Genomic DNA, 15,426 nt, shown 5'->3' with positions numbered 1-15,426 from the left:
TTGATATAAAATTTAAAATAATTGTGTTGATTTAGTTCAACCAATAAACAGCCATAACGGCTGGAATAAAATAGATTACAATAGTTCTTGCACCATCATAATCTTTTGCTAATCGTTGTCCGAAAAGCATCATTAATAAACAAATACAGGAAAAGATAGCTCCATAAAAACCAAATTCCCGACCACTGTTTGTTAACAATTGTATAGCACCAACCACGCATAGAACACCGGAAATTAATTCTAAAACTAAAAGATGAAGTAAGGCGAGTGGTACTTGTTTTTTTAATATTGTTTTTGCAAAATGCTCTGTGAGCCAGCTAACATTATCTTTCCAGTAAAAAATTTTCTCATAACCTGATTGTAAAAAAGTTAAGGCTAAAAAGGCTAATAGTAAAATGGATGCAACATTATTCATACGGAAATTATTTTTTATGAATTAAACGAGTCAGTTTTATAGATAAATCAGTTAAAATTATTTTTGAATTTCCGTTTCTTTCAATGTGATACATCGCATCTGAAAGTTCTTTGAAAATATCGTGGATGTTGTTTCCGTTTACAAAAGGAGCAAAATTTTCCAGTTTAAATTTGTCCACTTTTGGTTCAATATAAACTAAATCCGGAGCTTCATAATTCAATAAAAGAGCCTGACGAAACATTTCAATACAAAAATGAATGAATTTTTTCTGGCTTTCACGACCTAAAGCTGCAATTTCTTCACTCCAGGAAATTAAATCCTGAATAGCGGCAGCATTTCCTTTAGCTCTGAACGCAGCACGGACCCAATTGACAAACCATTGCTCAAAAGGATATTCGGAATCATCTTCTTTTAAGATAGAAATAGCTTTATTGAAATTTCCCTGAGCCTGATGTGCAATTTTTTTAGCTAAGTTCTGATCTATATTTTCCTGAGAAATTAACGCTTCTGAAATTATTTTTTCAGGCAAGCCATTAAAGTGAATTACCTGACAACGTGATCGAATGGTTTGTATTATATCTTCTTCATTTTCAGAAATGAGAATAAAAATGGTCTTATCAGATGGTTCTTCCAGCAGTTTCAAAAGTTTATTTGATGCTGCAATATTCATTTTATCGGCCATCCAGATAATCATGATTTTGTATCCTCCTTCGTATGATTTTAACGAAAGTGATTTTAAAACTTCCTGAGCATCTTCTACACGTATCTCACCTTGTTTGTTTTGTACACCCAAAATTTTATACCAGTCAAATAAGCCACCATATGGCATTTCCTGAATAAAATTTCTCCAATCCTGAATGAAATCTAAACTTTTGGGTTTTGTTTTAACATCTTCAGTTGTTACTGTTGGATAGATAAAATGTAAATCGGGATGAGAAATGTTTTGAAATTTTAGATTGCAGGAATCATTCCCATTTGAATTTTCATTCCCTTTGTTATTGCATAAAATGTATTGGGCATAAGCAATAGCAGTCGATAATGTACCACTTCCTTCTGGCCCAATGAAGAGTTGTGCATGAGGAATTCTCCCTGAAGAAGCACTTTTTATTAAGTGGCTTTTGATATAATCCTGACCTAAAATTTCTGAAAATTGCATAGAGCAAAGATATAAGAAAATGAGAGAGTCAAAAAAATTATAAATTAAACTTTATTTATTCATTTAATTTCTAGTTGTGTAATTTGTTTTTAACTTAATTGTTAATTTTTATTCTCTTAAGTTTTGTTAACATTGATGTTATTTCGAAGAGATATTAAGAATTTTTTGTTAATAGTTTTTTCAGATCCAACATCAAATCATGTTTTTTTTTGATATTTTGTTCAACATACAAACATCATTTTTTTCTAAATCCAAATAAAAATCTTACATAAAAAGGCCTTGATATAATGAAACAGTAATAGACGTTAAGGGCATATTTTACTGATATAAAAACATGATTTTAAGTTTTTTTTAAGTCTTTTTTTTAAAAAAAAAAATATTAAAGTTGCAGATTAAGTTAATTTATATATTTTTGTTTTCATCAACAACGAACTTTTAATAAGAATCTATGAAAGGGAAAATTATTTTTTTAAGTGCATTTTTTTTATTGACTACAGGGGCTATAAATGCCCAGGCTAAAAATGCTCCTCGCAGTATCATTAGTACTACAGCTCTTATTCGTAAATATCACGATCAAAAGGAATTGAGTGGAATGCAAAAAGGAGAATTATTAGAGTTGTATATTGAGCGTATTAAAGTTTTAGTAAAAACACTTCCTTACATTGCTTTGGTTACCAAACCTGGTGTTACTATGGCAGACTTAGGTATACCAGACGATAATGAACACAAAAAATCTTTAGAAAATCAAGCTTTAGGAACTAGTGCATTTTTAGATACTACTGTAGATTTTCAAAGAAAAATGATGCCTTATTCAGACAAGGCAAATTTAATAGCAGCAATTTTATTTTACGAAGGAACATTGAAATCTTTACATGAATTCAACGAATTGAACGAAATGTAATTTTTTAAATATTTTTGAAACCCTTTTTAAAATGTTTACGTAAATGGATTAAATTTCATTTAGCATTTTAAAAAGGGTATTAAAAACAGCTCGTTCTCGATGTATTCTGATTTTTTTGGAAAACGCGGGATGAGTTTTTATAATTTACGCATACCCAAATTTATTATTAACCCTAATACCCCCTTATCATGAAAAAATTTACTCAAATTATCTGCGTTCTTTTGACAGTTGCAAGTATGAGTGCTCAACAAGAAAAAGGAATTATGGGCTACAACAATTGGTTGAATAACTGGACCGAATTTAAGCCTAACAAAGTTGAATACGGTGAAGCCAACCAAATTTTAGCTGGAAACATTTCAACAAACACAAAACTGCTTAAGAAAAACATTTATGTTTTGCAGGGAAATGTTTATATTACTAACAATGCTGTTTTATCAATTGAGCCGGGAACATTAATTATCGGTGATTTCGAAACAAAAGGAACATTGGTAGTCACAAAAGGTGCATCAATTATTGCAGACGGTTTAGAGACTGACCCAATTGTATTTACTTCTAACAGAAGTCAGAAAAAAGCTGGTGACTGGGGAGGTATTGTGATTCTTGGCGATGCTCCGATTAATAAATTTGGAAATGTTGGTTCTTATAATTTAGATCTTGATCCTACAAAAACTACTTATGGTGGTGATAATGTTGCAGGAAACTCAGGGATATTAAGATTTGTAAGAATTGAATTTGCCGGTAAAAAAGTAAAAGGTTCAGGAACTTTCAATGGTCTAACACTTGCTGGTGTTGGAAATAAAACAATCTTAGAAAATGTAATGGTAAGTTATTCTGCAGGAGATTCATTTGGATTTTTTGGAGGAGATCTTAATGCTACTAAATTAGTTTCTTATAAATCTATCAATGATGATTATAAGTTTACTCAAGGAGTTCAATGTCGTTTGCATAACTCACTTGCAGTAAGATCTTCTTACTTATCAAGTAACAAAGATGGATCCCGTTGTTTAGAAGTTGCTTCATATGAGAAAAAGAGTGAAACAGATTTTACTAAAAAACAAACTTTAGTTGTAGCATCAAACATTACAATGCTTAATGATAGTGAAAATATAAATGCAGATATTCAGTCAGGTTTAGTAAAAGAAGCTGTATATATTGCTGAAAATGCTTCATTGGAAATAAAACGTAGTGTAATTTCAGGTTTTAATCCTGCAGTTTTATTAGATAGTAAAACAGAGATTAACGATGCTAATCTCAAGAAAATTAAATTTGAAGAAATGTTTTTCAACCTATGTAAAGGTAATATATTTACAGAATTCAATTCTAACAATGAAGATTTAGAGAGTTGGTATGGTAACAGTGTGTTTTTTAACGTATACTCTCAAAGTGATAACAAAGAAACTTTTATAGATATTTTTAATCCAAAAAAACCAGATTTCAGACTTCAATTAGGAAAAATTACTGCTTCAAGCGGTAATAGATAATAGATTTAGATTTTTATTTCAAAGCGTAAATTTTATTAATAAAAGTCCCCAGACAATTTATGTATATGTCTTAAGACAGGACCCAAATAAAGATCAAATAGAATATGGCTCCAAGTATTAAAAAGTATTTTATATATACAATATTTTTGGTTTCCCCTTTATCGTTAAGTTTATATGCCCAATGCAAAATTGAAAAACCTATAAATTCAAATGTTGCTGTTGGTCAACAAGATCATACGTTAAAAAATTTAAACCAAATAACGGAAATTACATCTGTAATTGATTTAGAGTATTCTAAACAGTTTATAGTAGAGCTATCCATCCCCAAGGGTAGCTTTGCTGTAGAAGCTGAAGGAATTGACAAAACAAATAGAGCTGTCAATTCAGAAAAAGAATCAAAAAAAATCTCATCTTATTCTGTTCTTGCAAAAGATATTATTGAGAATTATAAATATGACTTTTCTGAAACTTTTATAGACATTTTGTTTTTTGAAGATATAGACTTAGCAAGAATTCGTACTATATGATGCAAAAAACTACTCTTTCTCTGATAAAAACATTACTTTTTTCAGGAGTATTTTTATTTACCGTTTACCATTCTAATGCGCAAACAATTTCAGCCAGTAAGTTTGATTTTGTAAATATTTGCGCAGGAGATATAGTAAGCGGCATACCCTTTAATGAGTATAATGTGACCTTTACATATAGCGATTTCTCTTCAGATGTCGTTTTTGATGTAGAATTAAGTGATGAGAACGGAGTATTTGTAACTTCGGCTCCAATTCTTGGCGTTTTGAATCCTCATATGCAAAAAGATACAAGTATAGAGGGAATGTTAATTTTAGATTTGAGAATTTAATATCAAGCGAAAGAGGCTATCCTGATTATTCTAAACAAAATATTTACAATATTCAGTGGTCACACTCAAAAGATTCCAAATCGAATCCTAATTCGAGTTTTTCTGCTTCTGTGAATATGGGTAGTAGTAAATATTTCAAACAATCCATTAATCAGGCTAATATTGGTTCCAGTTTAAACAACACACTTAGTTCTTCCATTTCGTGGAATAAAACATTCAATACTATCCCACAAGCCAGAATAGCCTTAACTGCAACGCATTCTCAAAATACACAAACCGAAGAAATAAATATGACTTTACCTTCGTTACAGGCAAGTGTTGATCGTATTTATCCATTTGTTGGAAAAGACGGTGTCAAAAAAGGTCTAATTAAAAATATTAACCTACAATACAATCTGAGTGGTAAAAACAGTTTTGTAACTACTGATTCTTTATTTTTTAAACCTCAAATGTTTGATAACGCACAAATTGGAATGCAACACAGCATCCCTCTTAGCACCAATTTTAAAATATTCAAATATTTTAGTGCTAGTGCATCAACAAATTATCAGGAGACCTGGGTAACAAAAACAATTAACAGATCTTTTGATAGCGACTTAAATACTGTTGTTGATAAAACAGTTAATGGTTTTGATGCCTTTAGAACGTATAACTTTAGTTCAAGTTTAGGAACCACTATCTATGGTACTTTCAAATTTGGGGACACAAAGAAAATACAAGCTATACGACATGTAATGCGCCCATCATTCTCCTACTCCTACACACCTAGTTTTGAAAGATATTATGACACATACGCCATAGATGCAACCGGAGCCACTTATAAAGATTACACCCGATTTGAAAACGGAGTTTACGGACAACCAGGAAAATCAAATTCTAATATAATCGGTTTTGATTTAAGCAATACTTTTGAAGCAAAAGTAACAGATAAGGACAGCACTAAAACAGAGCCTAAGAAAGTGATGTTGTTAAATAATTTAAATTTCAGCACCAGTTATAATTTTAATGCTGACGGAAAAACAACATTCGCACTTGAGCCTGTTCGGGTTAGTGGAGGAACTCAATTGTTTGATAATAAAATGAATGTCAATTTTGCCGCAACATTAAACCCTTATGCTATTGATAATTCCGGACAGCAAATTAATGTATTCAACATCAATAATGGAGGAAGCTTGTTTAGAATGACAAGTGCCAATATGACCCTGAATTATTCTTTTTCAAACAAAAACGACAAAAAGGATGAAAACAAACAAAGTGAGCGAAATGGAGGCCGTAGTGATGATTTATTTGGAACAAACACCGACCTTAATGACACCAGGAAAAGCCAATTTGCCGAAGAAGATTCTGAGAATGTAATTACAGAATTCTTCAATTCAAAACTTCCCTGGGACATGACTATGGCTTATTCGTTGACTTATACAAATACAAAAAGAGAAAATAAGATTTCGGGTAATTCTTTAATGATTTCTGCAAATATGGATATTACCCCTAAATGGAAAGGCGGAATCTCAACCGGTTATGATTTTGTACAAAAAGGCGTTACTTTTACCCAACTGCGTTTTGAAAGAGATTTATTAAGCTGGAGAATGTCTTTTAACTGGACACCTCTTGGTACCTATGCTAACTGGAATTTCTTTATTGGAATAAAATCAGGAATGCTTAGTGATATTAAATGGAATAAACGAAGCGCTTCTAACAGATAATCAAAATACAATTTTAATCTTTTTGTGATATGAAAAAAATAATCTTTACCGAAAAAGCACCGGCACCAATAGGACCTTATAATCAGGCTGTTTTATCAGGAAACACATTGTATGCTTCCGGACAAATAGCTATAAACCCGTCTACAGGAGAACTTGTTACAGAAAACATAAACGATGAAACACATCAGGTTATGCAAAATATTTCTGCCATTCTTGAAGCCGCAAATATGACATTTGAGAATATTGTAAAGGCTTCTATTTTTATTATGGATATGAATAATTTTGCAGCAATAAACACTGTTTACGGATCTTATTTTAATGAAAAAACCGCTCCAGCACGTGAAACGGTTCAAGTGGCTTGTTTGCCAAAAAATGTAAATGTTGAGATTTCTATAATCGCTGTGCAATAGCCTCTAATAATAATTGTGCCGTTGCTTCATTGGTTGCCAATGGCACATTATGTACATCACAAACCCTTATTAACATATTTATATCTGCTTCGTGCGGGTGACTGGACAAAGGGTCTTTAAAAAAGAAAACCATTTGAGTTAATCCTTCGGCTACTCTTCCGGCAATCTGAGCATCTCCGCCCAAAGGCCCTGAGAGCATTCGCCTTGTTTTAAAACCGGCTGCTTCCGCTTTGCCTCCTGTTGTACCAGTACCAATTAAACTTACATTCTCATTTTGCAGAACCTCTGTATTTTTAATTAAAAAATTAATCAAGTCTGCTTTTTTACCATCATGTGCAATAATTGCAATTTCCATTCTAAATTCTTATTTATTAGCAACGTGATAAGCTATCAGACCGTCAATTGGACGTCTCAAAACATTACCTAATTTAAGTTCATACTTATCAAATATTTCCTGTAATTCATCTTTTAAATAAAAAGCTATAGAACCAACAAAATGAACAGGAACTTCCTGGCAATTATCATATTGTTTAATATAGTTTTTAACAAAAGATTTCATCCCTTTGAAAATTATTTTTCTACAAAACTCAGACTCTTTATGCTGAATCAAAAACTTGGCAAAAGTTGCTAAATAAGCATTTGGGTTTGGCTCTTTATATAATTTATTTTTAATAAAATCAGGATCCAAATCGTATTCTTTTTCAAACTCAACTGCCAGTTCTTTAGGCATTTTATTGAAATAATATTTTCTGATCAATTCTTTTCCAAAAACATTTCCGCTACAGTCATCCATCGCAATATAGCCTAATGACTGTACTTTTTGGTGCAATATTTTCCCATCAAAATAACTGCAATTAGAACCAGTACCCAAAATACTAACAATTGCCTCTTCTCCTTTTGGTGTAGTTGCATAAACTGCTGCATAGGTATCCTCATGAACCTCTACAATTGCATTTTCAAAATACACTCTAAACACCTCTTTTAATGCAGTTTGCATTCTTTCAGTTCCGCAACCTGCACCGTAAAAGAACAAATGTGTAGCTTCTTTTCGATTTTGAGAAATATCAAAACGATCATTTACTCTTTCAATAATTTCAGGACCATCAAGAATTTCCGGGTTCAATCCTAAAGTTTGCGTAGTAAACAATACTTTACCATTATCATCAATCGCTATCCAATCAGCCTTAGTAGAACCGCTATCAACTATTAATTTCATTTTAGTTTAGTTTTTTTTAGTTAGTTTAACTTTAATTAAAAGTGTGTTTTTCACATTAATTAAAGACATAACAAAATAAGAAAATCCCGTTACTTTGAGATAACGGGATTTTATCATTTAATAAAATATTATTTTAAACCTGCGATATGCACAGATAAATCAATCAATTTACTAGAGTACCCGTACTCATTATCGTACCATGATACCAATTTGAAGAAAGTTGAATTTAAACCAATTCCTGCAGTAGCATCAATGATTGAAGTTCTTTTATCAGAAATGAAATCCTGAGAAACAACTGCATCTTCAGTATATCCTAAGATACCTTTTAATTCATTTTCAGAAGCTTTTTTCAAAACTGCCATAATCTCTTCGTATGAAGTTTCTTTAGCCACTTTTACCGTTAAATCTACTGTAGAAACGTCAGCAGTAGGTACACGGAAAGCCATACCAGTTAATTTCCCGTTTAATTCAGGGATAACTTTTCCAACCGCCTTTGCAGCACCTGTTGAAGAAGGAATGATATTGATTGCCGCTGCACGTCCACCTCTCCAGTCTTTTCTAGAAGGTCCGTCAGCAGTCATTTGAGTTGAAGTTGTAGCGTGAACAGTAGTCATTAAAGCCTCTACAATTCCGAAATTATCGTGAATAACTTTAGCCAAAGGAGCTAAACAGTTTGTAGTACAAGAAGCGTTAGAAACAACTAAATCAGAAGCTTTTGCAGTTTCGTGGTTTACACCCATTACAAACATTGGAGCATCTGCAGAAGGAGCAGAAATGATTACTTTTTTAGCACCACCTTTAATGTGCTCATTTGCAGTTTCGATAGTTGTGAAAATACCAGTACATTCAGCTACTACATCAACATCAACTTCATTCCATTTCAAGTCAGCTGGATTTCTTTCAGCAGTAATACGGATATTTCTTCCGTTTACATAAAGTTTTCCTTCTTTTACTTCTACAGTTCCGTCGAAACGACCGTGAACTGAATCATATTTTAATAAGTAAGCTAAGTGATCTACATCTAATAAATCATTGATTGCAACTACTTCTACATTATCTCTGTTGAAAGATTCTCTGAAAACGATTCTTCCAATACGTCCAAATCCGTTTATTCCTAATTTTACTTTTGACATTTTACTCGATTTTGTTTTTGTTTTTATTTAACTATTTAAAGTTTAATTTTCTCACTATAAACTTCGTTTCTTTTTATGTTGACATTATATCTGATACTCTTAATAATTCTCTGTCAATTTCAGACTTTCCTTTAATTGCCTGTTCCAACGGAGTCAAAGCTACTTTATCCTGCTGTAAACCAACCATGTAATTTGATTTACCATCTATTAATGACTCTACTGCTTTTACTCCTAAACGACTTGCTAAAACACGGTCGAAACATGAAGGAGAACCTCCACGCTGCATGTGTCCCAAAACAGATACACGCACGTCATACTCAGGTAAATTAGCTTCAACATAGTCTTTTAATTCGAATACATTTTTACCAATTTTATCACCCTCAGCGATTACTACTATACTTGATGATTTTCCTGAAGCTTTACTTTTTTGAAGAGAATCTAAAAGCCTTTCAAGACCTAAATCTTCCTCAGGAATAAGAATTTCTTCTGCCCCTGCACCTATACCGGCATTAAGAGCAATGTGACCTGCATCTCTACCCATAACTTCCACAAAAAACAATCGGTTATGTGAACTTGCAGTATCTCTAATTTTATCGATACAATCTACAACTGTATTTAAGGCAGTATCGTAACCTAAAGTATGACTTGTTCCAAAAATATCATTATCAATTGTACCCGGAATACCCATAACAGGAAAACCGTATTCAGAATTAAAAATTAACCCCCCGGTAAAACTTCCGTCTCCACCTATAACTACCAAAGCATCAACCCCGGCTTTTACAAGATTGTCGTGTGCTTTTTTTCTTCCTTCAGGTGTCCTGAATTCAATTGAACGTGCCGATTTTAAAATCGTTCCACCTTTGTTTACAATATTATTTACACTTCTAGGTCCCATTTCTTTGAAGTCTCCTTCAATCATTCCCTGATAACCTCTATAAATTCCCAAACATTCTATATTATGATAGGCGCATGTTCGAACAACTGATCGTATTGCGGCATTCATTCCTGGTGAGTCTCCTCCTGAAGTAAGAACACCTACTTTTTTTATTGTTTTTGGCATTATTTAAGTATTAAAGTGTAAAATTAGCAAACATTCACCACTTTTCAGTAGATGATTATTATAAATTGGTATAAATCACCAAATTCAAACGTTTTCGGTTAATAAGTTTTTATATCGCAAAAAATTCATTTAAAATAATAAAAGTATCCTTTTTTAATTAAAAATGTAAAATTAACAATCCAGAAATGAAGTGTTACAAAATTTTGTATTTTATAATGATTTAGAAAAGATGTTTAAAATATTATATCACAACCTTTTGACGAATAAAAATATGTGCTAATTTTAGATTCAAAACCCATTTCTGTTAAAAGCCTTCAACTCATAATGACAAATTTTCATTAAGAATGTTTTTATACTCAAATTACATTTCAGATCTGTCTTTTCATCAAATCAAATGTAATCAATTTCCCAATGGGTTAAATTTATAATGATATTTTTAAAAGTCATTGTCTGGTATTAGTCCCTGATTGTTGTTATTTTGTTGTTGTTCTTGTTTCTTTTCTTCTTTTTTATCGGACTTCTTTTTATCCTTTTCAGCTTCTTTTTTAGAGTTTACAAAATTAATATAATCTGGGTTTAAATTAGAATCCTGCAAGTCATTGGAATTTTTACCCGTTTTTTCTAATTTATATTTTTTGAAAATTTTATTGACTAACTCGCTAAAAGTATCAAAATCTACTTCGTAACTAATACCAACACCTTGTGTGTAACCAATTCCCTGACCTACATAACTAATATCATTTTCCTTATTAAATAAACGAAGGTTTGCAGTTCCATCTTCATTAATTCTGTATTGTACTTCAATATCACCTACAATTGCCGATTCATTTACACCTCCTACCGGCACTCCAAGTTTTCCGTTAATAGCAATACGTTCATTAATTTGCGACGTTACAGTTGCTACAACCCGACCATCAGCCTCTTGACCAATACGTCTGTCTGCAGAAACATAATTAAACCCAACATTGATTTTATCATTATCTGACTTAATTATCCCTCCCAATAAGCTCATAGCTGTTTCAGACAATGTTCCTGACAAATCTCCCTGACTAAAACCATCTGTACTCATAAAAGAACCAGTGGATAATAAATATAATGCCTGAGTCTGACGAATGTCTTTGTCATCCAGTTTATATTGTATTTCTGATTTTAAAACATTACTTACAGAAGGAAACTGAATATCAAAATTTGGTTCCGGACTAGTTAAATCTCCTCTTAAGCCTATAACAACCTCTACCGTAACCTTTTTATTAAATGAAGAATTCTCTAATAAAACAGCAGGATTTGCTATAGTTGTATATACAGCTTCTAAATTTAATTGTGCTTTCATAGGGTTACCCTCCCAAATAATTGAGCCTCCCTTTCTAACAGCGAATTTTTTATCTATTAATCCGCCATATTTAAAATTATAGGTTCCTTCATAAGCCTGAAAATCCCCCCACATGTTAAACTTACCAAGAGTATTGATTTTAAACAGTAGCGATCCATATCCTTTACCTTTCATACCGTGTCCGGAATCCCTGTCTAAAATAACCTCTATTTCTGCATCGGGGGTAATATCAAAATCAAATTCTAATTCCAGGCCATTATAGTTTTTTGTTTTCTCTACAATACCATTAGCTAAATTATATTTTTCCTTGGGCGTTACAAAATGGATAAAACTTTTTTCTTCAACACTTTGTACATTACTTATGGGTATCTTTATCTGTGTATCTTTACCAGATTTTGCATCAACTTTAATAAACAAGGCTTCTGTTGGCCCTTTGATACTTGCAGTTCCATTAATAAAAGCCTTTCCAAAATAAGCAGCATCTTCACTGTCTTTTGTATCTAATGCCAATAATCGTTTTGAAGTTATGGTTAAATCTAATTTCCAGTCTCCAAAGTTCTTATGTTCAATACTGCCATTCAATAAACCTTTTGTTCCAAACTTGGTATCCGTCAACTGATTGTTTCTAAATAAGAATTTTTCATCTGTTAAATCTACTACAGTACGATTGTTAAGTTCATAATCTGTATTAAGGTATGTAACAGTCATACCTGCTTTTTCAACATACAGCCTTCCATTAATTTCAGGTTTTTTAAGATTACCGGCAATTGCAGCATTTCCTGAAACAGTTCCTCTTATATTGGACAAAACATTTCCTCCAATTGTTCCCAGAGTAGCCAAATTAAAACCATCCAGTTTTAATTTTAAATCTAACATGGTTTCTTTATTCTGAATAGCAAAACTGCCTTCTGCTTTAAAAGATTCAGTAAAATTATTTTCAATAGATGAATTTATAGTAAACTTTTTAAACGCTTCATCTCCCGAAATATCGAACTTTAAAGTTCCTAAATCTATTTTATTTAAATTTAAATGATCAATTTCAATAGAAGCTGTAGGCTGGTAGACATTTTTATTCTGCTTATAATTTATACTTCCATTCAAATTCCCATTTACTACAAATTTATTATTTAAAGGAGTAATTTTATTGATATCAACATCTTCAAAATTCAAAACAACATCCTTATAATCAGCTCCTTTTATAACTCCATTCAAATCAATTTTTTGATTTTCATGTGACAATATGATATTATCAATAGTAAAGTTTTTAAAGTTTTTATCGAAAACTACCTGATTGTTATCTTCCTCATCTTCATTTAAATACCATAAGTAGTCTTTAAATTTCATTTCAGATTTATGAATTCCAACTATATTATTTTTGTTTTTATCTATAGTATGATATAAGTTCAAATTATAATAATCCTCTCCTTTGTTTCCTCCTTTAAACTCAGAACGAACAAACAGTGTATCTTTAGAAGTTACATTAATCAGGCTGAAATCACGAACTTTATAGTAAGGTGTTTTTATACTATCCAATTCGACAAAAGCATTATACAATGGGTTTTTATTATCAATATTGATTCGGACGTTATCAAATGTATTTTTTGAAGCCGTTATTTGTTGTGAATTAAATCTAAACTTAAATTCCTGTTTATCAGAATCTATCTTGCCGCGCAAAACTGTACTTGAATCAATTTTAATATCCGGATACAGCATTTCAACTACTTTATTGTAAACATGAAAATTGAAACGCAAAAACTGCCCTTTCTTGACTTTATGAGGTTTATAATTTGTATAAAGGCTTCCAACAGAATTCATTACCAATTTATCTAACTGATCAAACTGAAATTTACCTACTATTTTCCCGTTTACAACATCTGTCGAATTAACGGTTATTGTGCGTAATTTATCCGAATCAAAACTTGAGTTCACAGTTACTTCATCAAAAACATACGTTGATTTCGGGTTTTGATAGACAGCATCTTTTATATATATATTTCCCTGTAAATTTTGAATAGAATTACCAGTGACCTGAACAATAGCATCTCCAGTAAATGTGGAAATTGAATCCTTAACCAGTTTCAGTTTTCTTAAATCCGAATTTTCTACATTAATATGAAAGTCGTATTTGTTTTCGCGTTTACTCAAATCAACCAAACCATCAAATGTCAGGTTCAAATTAGGGTCATTAATAGCGACCTGCCCTTTATAATAAGGCAATTTAAAATTCCCATTTACTACAATATTATTATAAGTATATTTATTGTAGTCGAGTTTGGCAATATCTCCTTTTATAATCGTGTTTAGATATTTCTTAGAAAAGCCAACTCCGTCAACATCTAAATTTAAGGTCGTTTTACCAATATCTTTTCTATTTAATAAGGCACCCACATTGAAATTATCCAAAATAACATTTCCTGAATAGGAAGCTTTATCAATAAAATCAATATTATTCATATTTAATTGAATCTGACCGTTCCCTAAATCAGTTGCCATTTTAAATTTGGATTCTAAATCTGTTGTCGATACTTTTACTGTACCCACAATATTGAATTTACCAATTCTTTGCAGTTCCTTTGGAAGTTTTTTTCCTAAAACATCTGGCAGCAAAACAACTAAATTATCATAACTCGAAATCAGTTTATCAAACTTACCATTCATAGAAAACTTTTGAGTTTTGTTTCCTAAAAGATTTCTGAAATTAATATTACCTGTTATTCTTGAGCCATTTGTATCTCTTAATCTCAATCCTTTTAAATTAAGATTATTTAAGGGCCCTTCTATTTTAGTTTTAATTTTAAAGTGCTGATTTTTCCCTAAGCCTTTATAAAAATAGCGTATATCGTTTGAAGCTAAAGAAGCTGAATCTAATGCCACATCAAACCTTACTTTATCAGTGAATTCTAAAAAATCTTTAACTTTATAATTTAAAATCGCCTTACCGTAAATATTGGATCTTTTGGTTGTTATCGCTAAATTTTCGAGTTTAATTTGTTTTTTGGAATAACTAAACTTTGAACTCAGATTTGTTACATAAAGACCTCTGTGATCTAAAAAAGAAAATCTATGAATATTGGTGTTTATTTCAGAACCATATATTTTAAATTCACTGATATAAGTATTCAGTTTTTTAAAGTCAATAATCTTTGGCGTTTTTTTATTCTCATCAATTGCAGAAAATGCTCCCTGAGAAATATAGGCATTCCTGGCCGTTAACAAAAAGTGTTTTTTGGATTTAGTTGGTTTTCCTGATTCAAATAATCTTATAAAAACATTGATATTATTTTCATCTTCATTTTTATACGTTTTCAAATTAAAAATCAAACCTGTTAAGCGAACATCTCCAAAAATCAAATCACCATCAATCAATCGGGTTAAACTTAAAATATCGGTGGTAATAATATCCGAATAAATTAAAGTTTTTTTATGATGGTCGAGAATCAATACTTTTTTAAGTTTAACACCTCCAAAAACATTTATGGCCACTTTATCGATACTGATATTCGTTTTAAAATCGGTATTTAGTGTTTCAGCTATGTAATGCGCAATTTTGGTTTGCACCACAGGCAAAGACAAAGTAATAGCAGATACCAGTATAAGCAAAACTAAGCCCATTAGGGTTCTGGATACTATTTTCTTTACTTTTTTGATAGCTGCTTTTATTTTAGTTTTCTTTTAAATTTATTTTGAACAGACAAAGTACGACTGTTTTTGATAAAAATTCTTTAATTTTGGCTCCTCCTTTACAATCAAAGCAAATTAAAA

At 31.3% G+C, this 15,426-nt stretch carries 12 protein-coding genes and 1 pseudogene; 6 read left to right on the top strand and 7 right to left on the bottom strand.

The annotated features are described in order from the left end of the window. Positions 1-31 precede the first annotated feature (31 nt). Together BXU10_RS06900 and BXU10_RS06895 are read right to left on the bottom strand one after the other, a co-directional pair. Positions 32-415 (bottom strand): hypothetical protein, encoded by a 384-nt coding sequence (locus BXU10_RS06900; RefSeq protein WP_031453803.1) that lies wholly within the window; start codon positions 413-415, stop codon positions 32-34. A 7-nt stretch (positions 416-422) separates the two neighbouring features. Beyond that, positions 423-1,571 (bottom strand): DNA polymerase III subunit delta', encoded by a 1,149-nt coding sequence (locus tag BXU10_RS06895; protein ID WP_078226715.1) that lies wholly within the window; start codon positions 1,569-1,571, stop codon positions 423-425. 448 nt (positions 1,572-2,019) lie between these two features. Here BXU10_RS06895 and BXU10_RS06890 point away from each other — a divergent pair, with 448 nt between their 5' ends. From BXU10_RS06890 to BXU10_RS06865, 6 genes and pseudogenes are all read left to right on the top strand, one after another. Continuing rightward, positions 2,020-2,472 carry a hypothetical protein gene (locus BXU10_RS06890; RefSeq protein WP_031453801.1) on the top strand — a complete coding sequence of 151 codons (453 nt, stop codon included), beginning with the start codon at positions 2,020-2,022 and terminating at the stop codon, positions 2,470-2,472. A 188-nt stretch (positions 2,473-2,660) separates the two neighbouring features. Continuing rightward, a complete protein-coding gene (locus BXU10_RS06885) occupies positions 2,661-3,953 on the top strand; it encodes a hypothetical protein (protein ID WP_078226714.1) in 1,293 nt (430 codons plus the stop codon). Positions 3,954-4,057: 104 nt separating this feature from the next. Beyond that, positions 4,058-4,480: a hypothetical protein gene (locus BXU10_RS06880; RefSeq protein ID WP_078226713.1), complete on the top strand. Its 423-nt coding sequence runs from the start codon at positions 4,058-4,060 to the stop codon at positions 4,478-4,480. Continuing rightward, a complete protein-coding gene (locus BXU10_RS06875; protein WP_189328067.1) occupies positions 4,477-4,812 on the top strand; it encodes a hypothetical protein in 336 nt (111 codons plus the stop codon). Before BXU10_RS06880 ends, BXU10_RS06875 begins: the two co-directional genes overlap by 4 nt. Further along, positions 4,728-6,515, top strand: a pseudogene (locus BXU10_RS06870) (putative LPS assembly protein LptD); the annotation flags it as partial. The gene BXU10_RS06875 and the pseudogene BXU10_RS06870, both read left to right, overlap by 85 nt. 29 nt (positions 6,516-6,544) lie before the next feature. Continuing rightward, positions 6,545-6,925 carry a RidA family protein gene (locus BXU10_RS06865; protein ID WP_031455868.1) on the top strand — a complete coding sequence of 127 codons (381 nt, stop codon included), beginning with the start codon at positions 6,545-6,547 and terminating at the stop codon, positions 6,923-6,925. On the opposite strand, the gene BXU10_RS06860 is transcribed toward BXU10_RS06865, so the two are convergent. From BXU10_RS06860 to BXU10_RS06840, 5 genes are all read right to left on the bottom strand, one after another. After that, on the bottom strand, positions 6,906-7,280 hold the full coding sequence (locus BXU10_RS06860; protein ID WP_078226712.1) for a methylglyoxal synthase: 375 nt from the start codon (positions 7,278-7,280) through the stop codon (positions 6,906-6,908). The two genes, BXU10_RS06865 and BXU10_RS06860, sit on opposite strands and share 20 nt — an antisense overlap. Before the next feature lie 9 nt (positions 7,281-7,289). Further along, the gene (locus tag BXU10_RS06855; RefSeq protein ID WP_078226711.1) at positions 7,290-8,141 is read right to left on the bottom strand and encodes an N-acetylglucosamine kinase; all 852 of its coding nucleotides are present in this window, start codon (positions 8,139-8,141) and stop codon (positions 7,290-7,292) included. Positions 8,142-8,269: 128 nt separating this feature from the next. Then, the gene (gap, locus tag BXU10_RS06850; RefSeq protein WP_078226710.1) at positions 8,270-9,274 is read right to left on the bottom strand and encodes a type I glyceraldehyde-3-phosphate dehydrogenase; all 1,005 of its coding nucleotides are present in this window, start codon (positions 9,272-9,274) and stop codon (positions 8,270-8,272) included. Between the two features lie 73 nt (positions 9,275-9,347). Next, positions 9,348-10,334, bottom strand: a complete 987-nt coding sequence (gene pfkA / locus BXU10_RS06845) for a 6-phosphofructokinase (RefSeq protein ID WP_031455864.1) — start codon at positions 10,332-10,334, stop codon at positions 9,348-9,350. A gap of 436 nt (positions 10,335-10,770) precedes the next feature. Next, positions 10,771-15,276, bottom strand: a complete 4,506-nt coding sequence (locus tag BXU10_RS06840; RefSeq protein ID WP_223255401.1) for a translocation/assembly module TamB domain-containing protein — start codon at positions 15,274-15,276, stop codon at positions 10,771-10,773. Between the last annotated feature and the right edge of the window lie 150 nt (positions 15,277-15,426).

Source organism: Flavobacterium sp. LM4 (assembly GCF_002017935.1).
Taxonomy (GTDB): Bacteria; Bacteroidota; Bacteroidia; order Flavobacteriales; family Flavobacteriaceae; genus Flavobacterium; species Flavobacterium chungangense.
Note: the sequence above shows the minus strand (reverse complement) of the source record. Positions and strands in the feature narration are given on the sequence as shown.

What these genes read in the sequence shown, in the direction of transcription:
- BXU10_RS06900 (WP_031453803.1), bottom strand. Translation starts at nt 415, where the DNA reads ATGAATAATGTTGCATCCATTTTACTATTAGCCTTTTTAGCCTTAACT.
- BXU10_RS06895 (WP_078226715.1), bottom strand. Translation starts at nt 1,571, where the DNA reads ATGCAATTTTCAGAAATTTTAGGTCAGGATTATATCAAAAGCCACTTA.
- BXU10_RS06890 (WP_031453801.1), top strand. Translation starts at nt 2,020, where the DNA reads ATGAAAGGGAAAATTATTTTTTTAAGTGCATTTTTTTTATTGACTACA.
- BXU10_RS06885 (WP_078226714.1), top strand. Translation starts at nt 2,661, where the DNA reads ATGAAAAAATTTACTCAAATTATCTGCGTTCTTTTGACAGTTGCAAGT.
- BXU10_RS06880 (WP_078226713.1), top strand. Translation starts at nt 4,058, where the DNA reads ATGGCTCCAAGTATTAAAAAGTATTTTATATATACAATATTTTTGGTT.
- BXU10_RS06875 (WP_189328067.1), top strand. Translation starts at nt 4,477, where the DNA reads ATGATGCAAAAAACTACTCTTTCTCTGATAAAAACATTACTTTTTTCA.
- BXU10_RS06865 (WP_031455868.1), top strand. Translation starts at nt 6,545, where the DNA reads ATGAAAAAAATAATCTTTACCGAAAAAGCACCGGCACCAATAGGACCT.
- BXU10_RS06860 (WP_078226712.1), bottom strand. Translation starts at nt 7,280, where the DNA reads ATGGAAATTGCAATTATTGCACATGATGGTAAAAAAGCAGACTTGATT.
- BXU10_RS06855 (WP_078226711.1), bottom strand. Translation starts at nt 8,141, where the DNA reads ATGAAATTAATAGTTGATAGCGGTTCTACTAAGGCTGATTGGATAGCG.
- gap (WP_078226710.1), bottom strand. Translation starts at nt 9,274, where the DNA reads ATGTCAAAAGTAAAATTAGGAATAAACGGATTTGGACGTATTGGAAGA.
- pfkA (WP_031455864.1), bottom strand. Translation starts at nt 10,334, where the DNA reads ATGCCAAAAACAATAAAAAAAGTAGGTGTTCTTACTTCAGGAGGAGAC.
- BXU10_RS06840 (WP_223255401.1), bottom strand. Translation starts at nt 15,276, where the DNA reads ATGGGCTTAGTTTTGCTTATACTGGTATCTGCTATTACTTTGTCTTTG.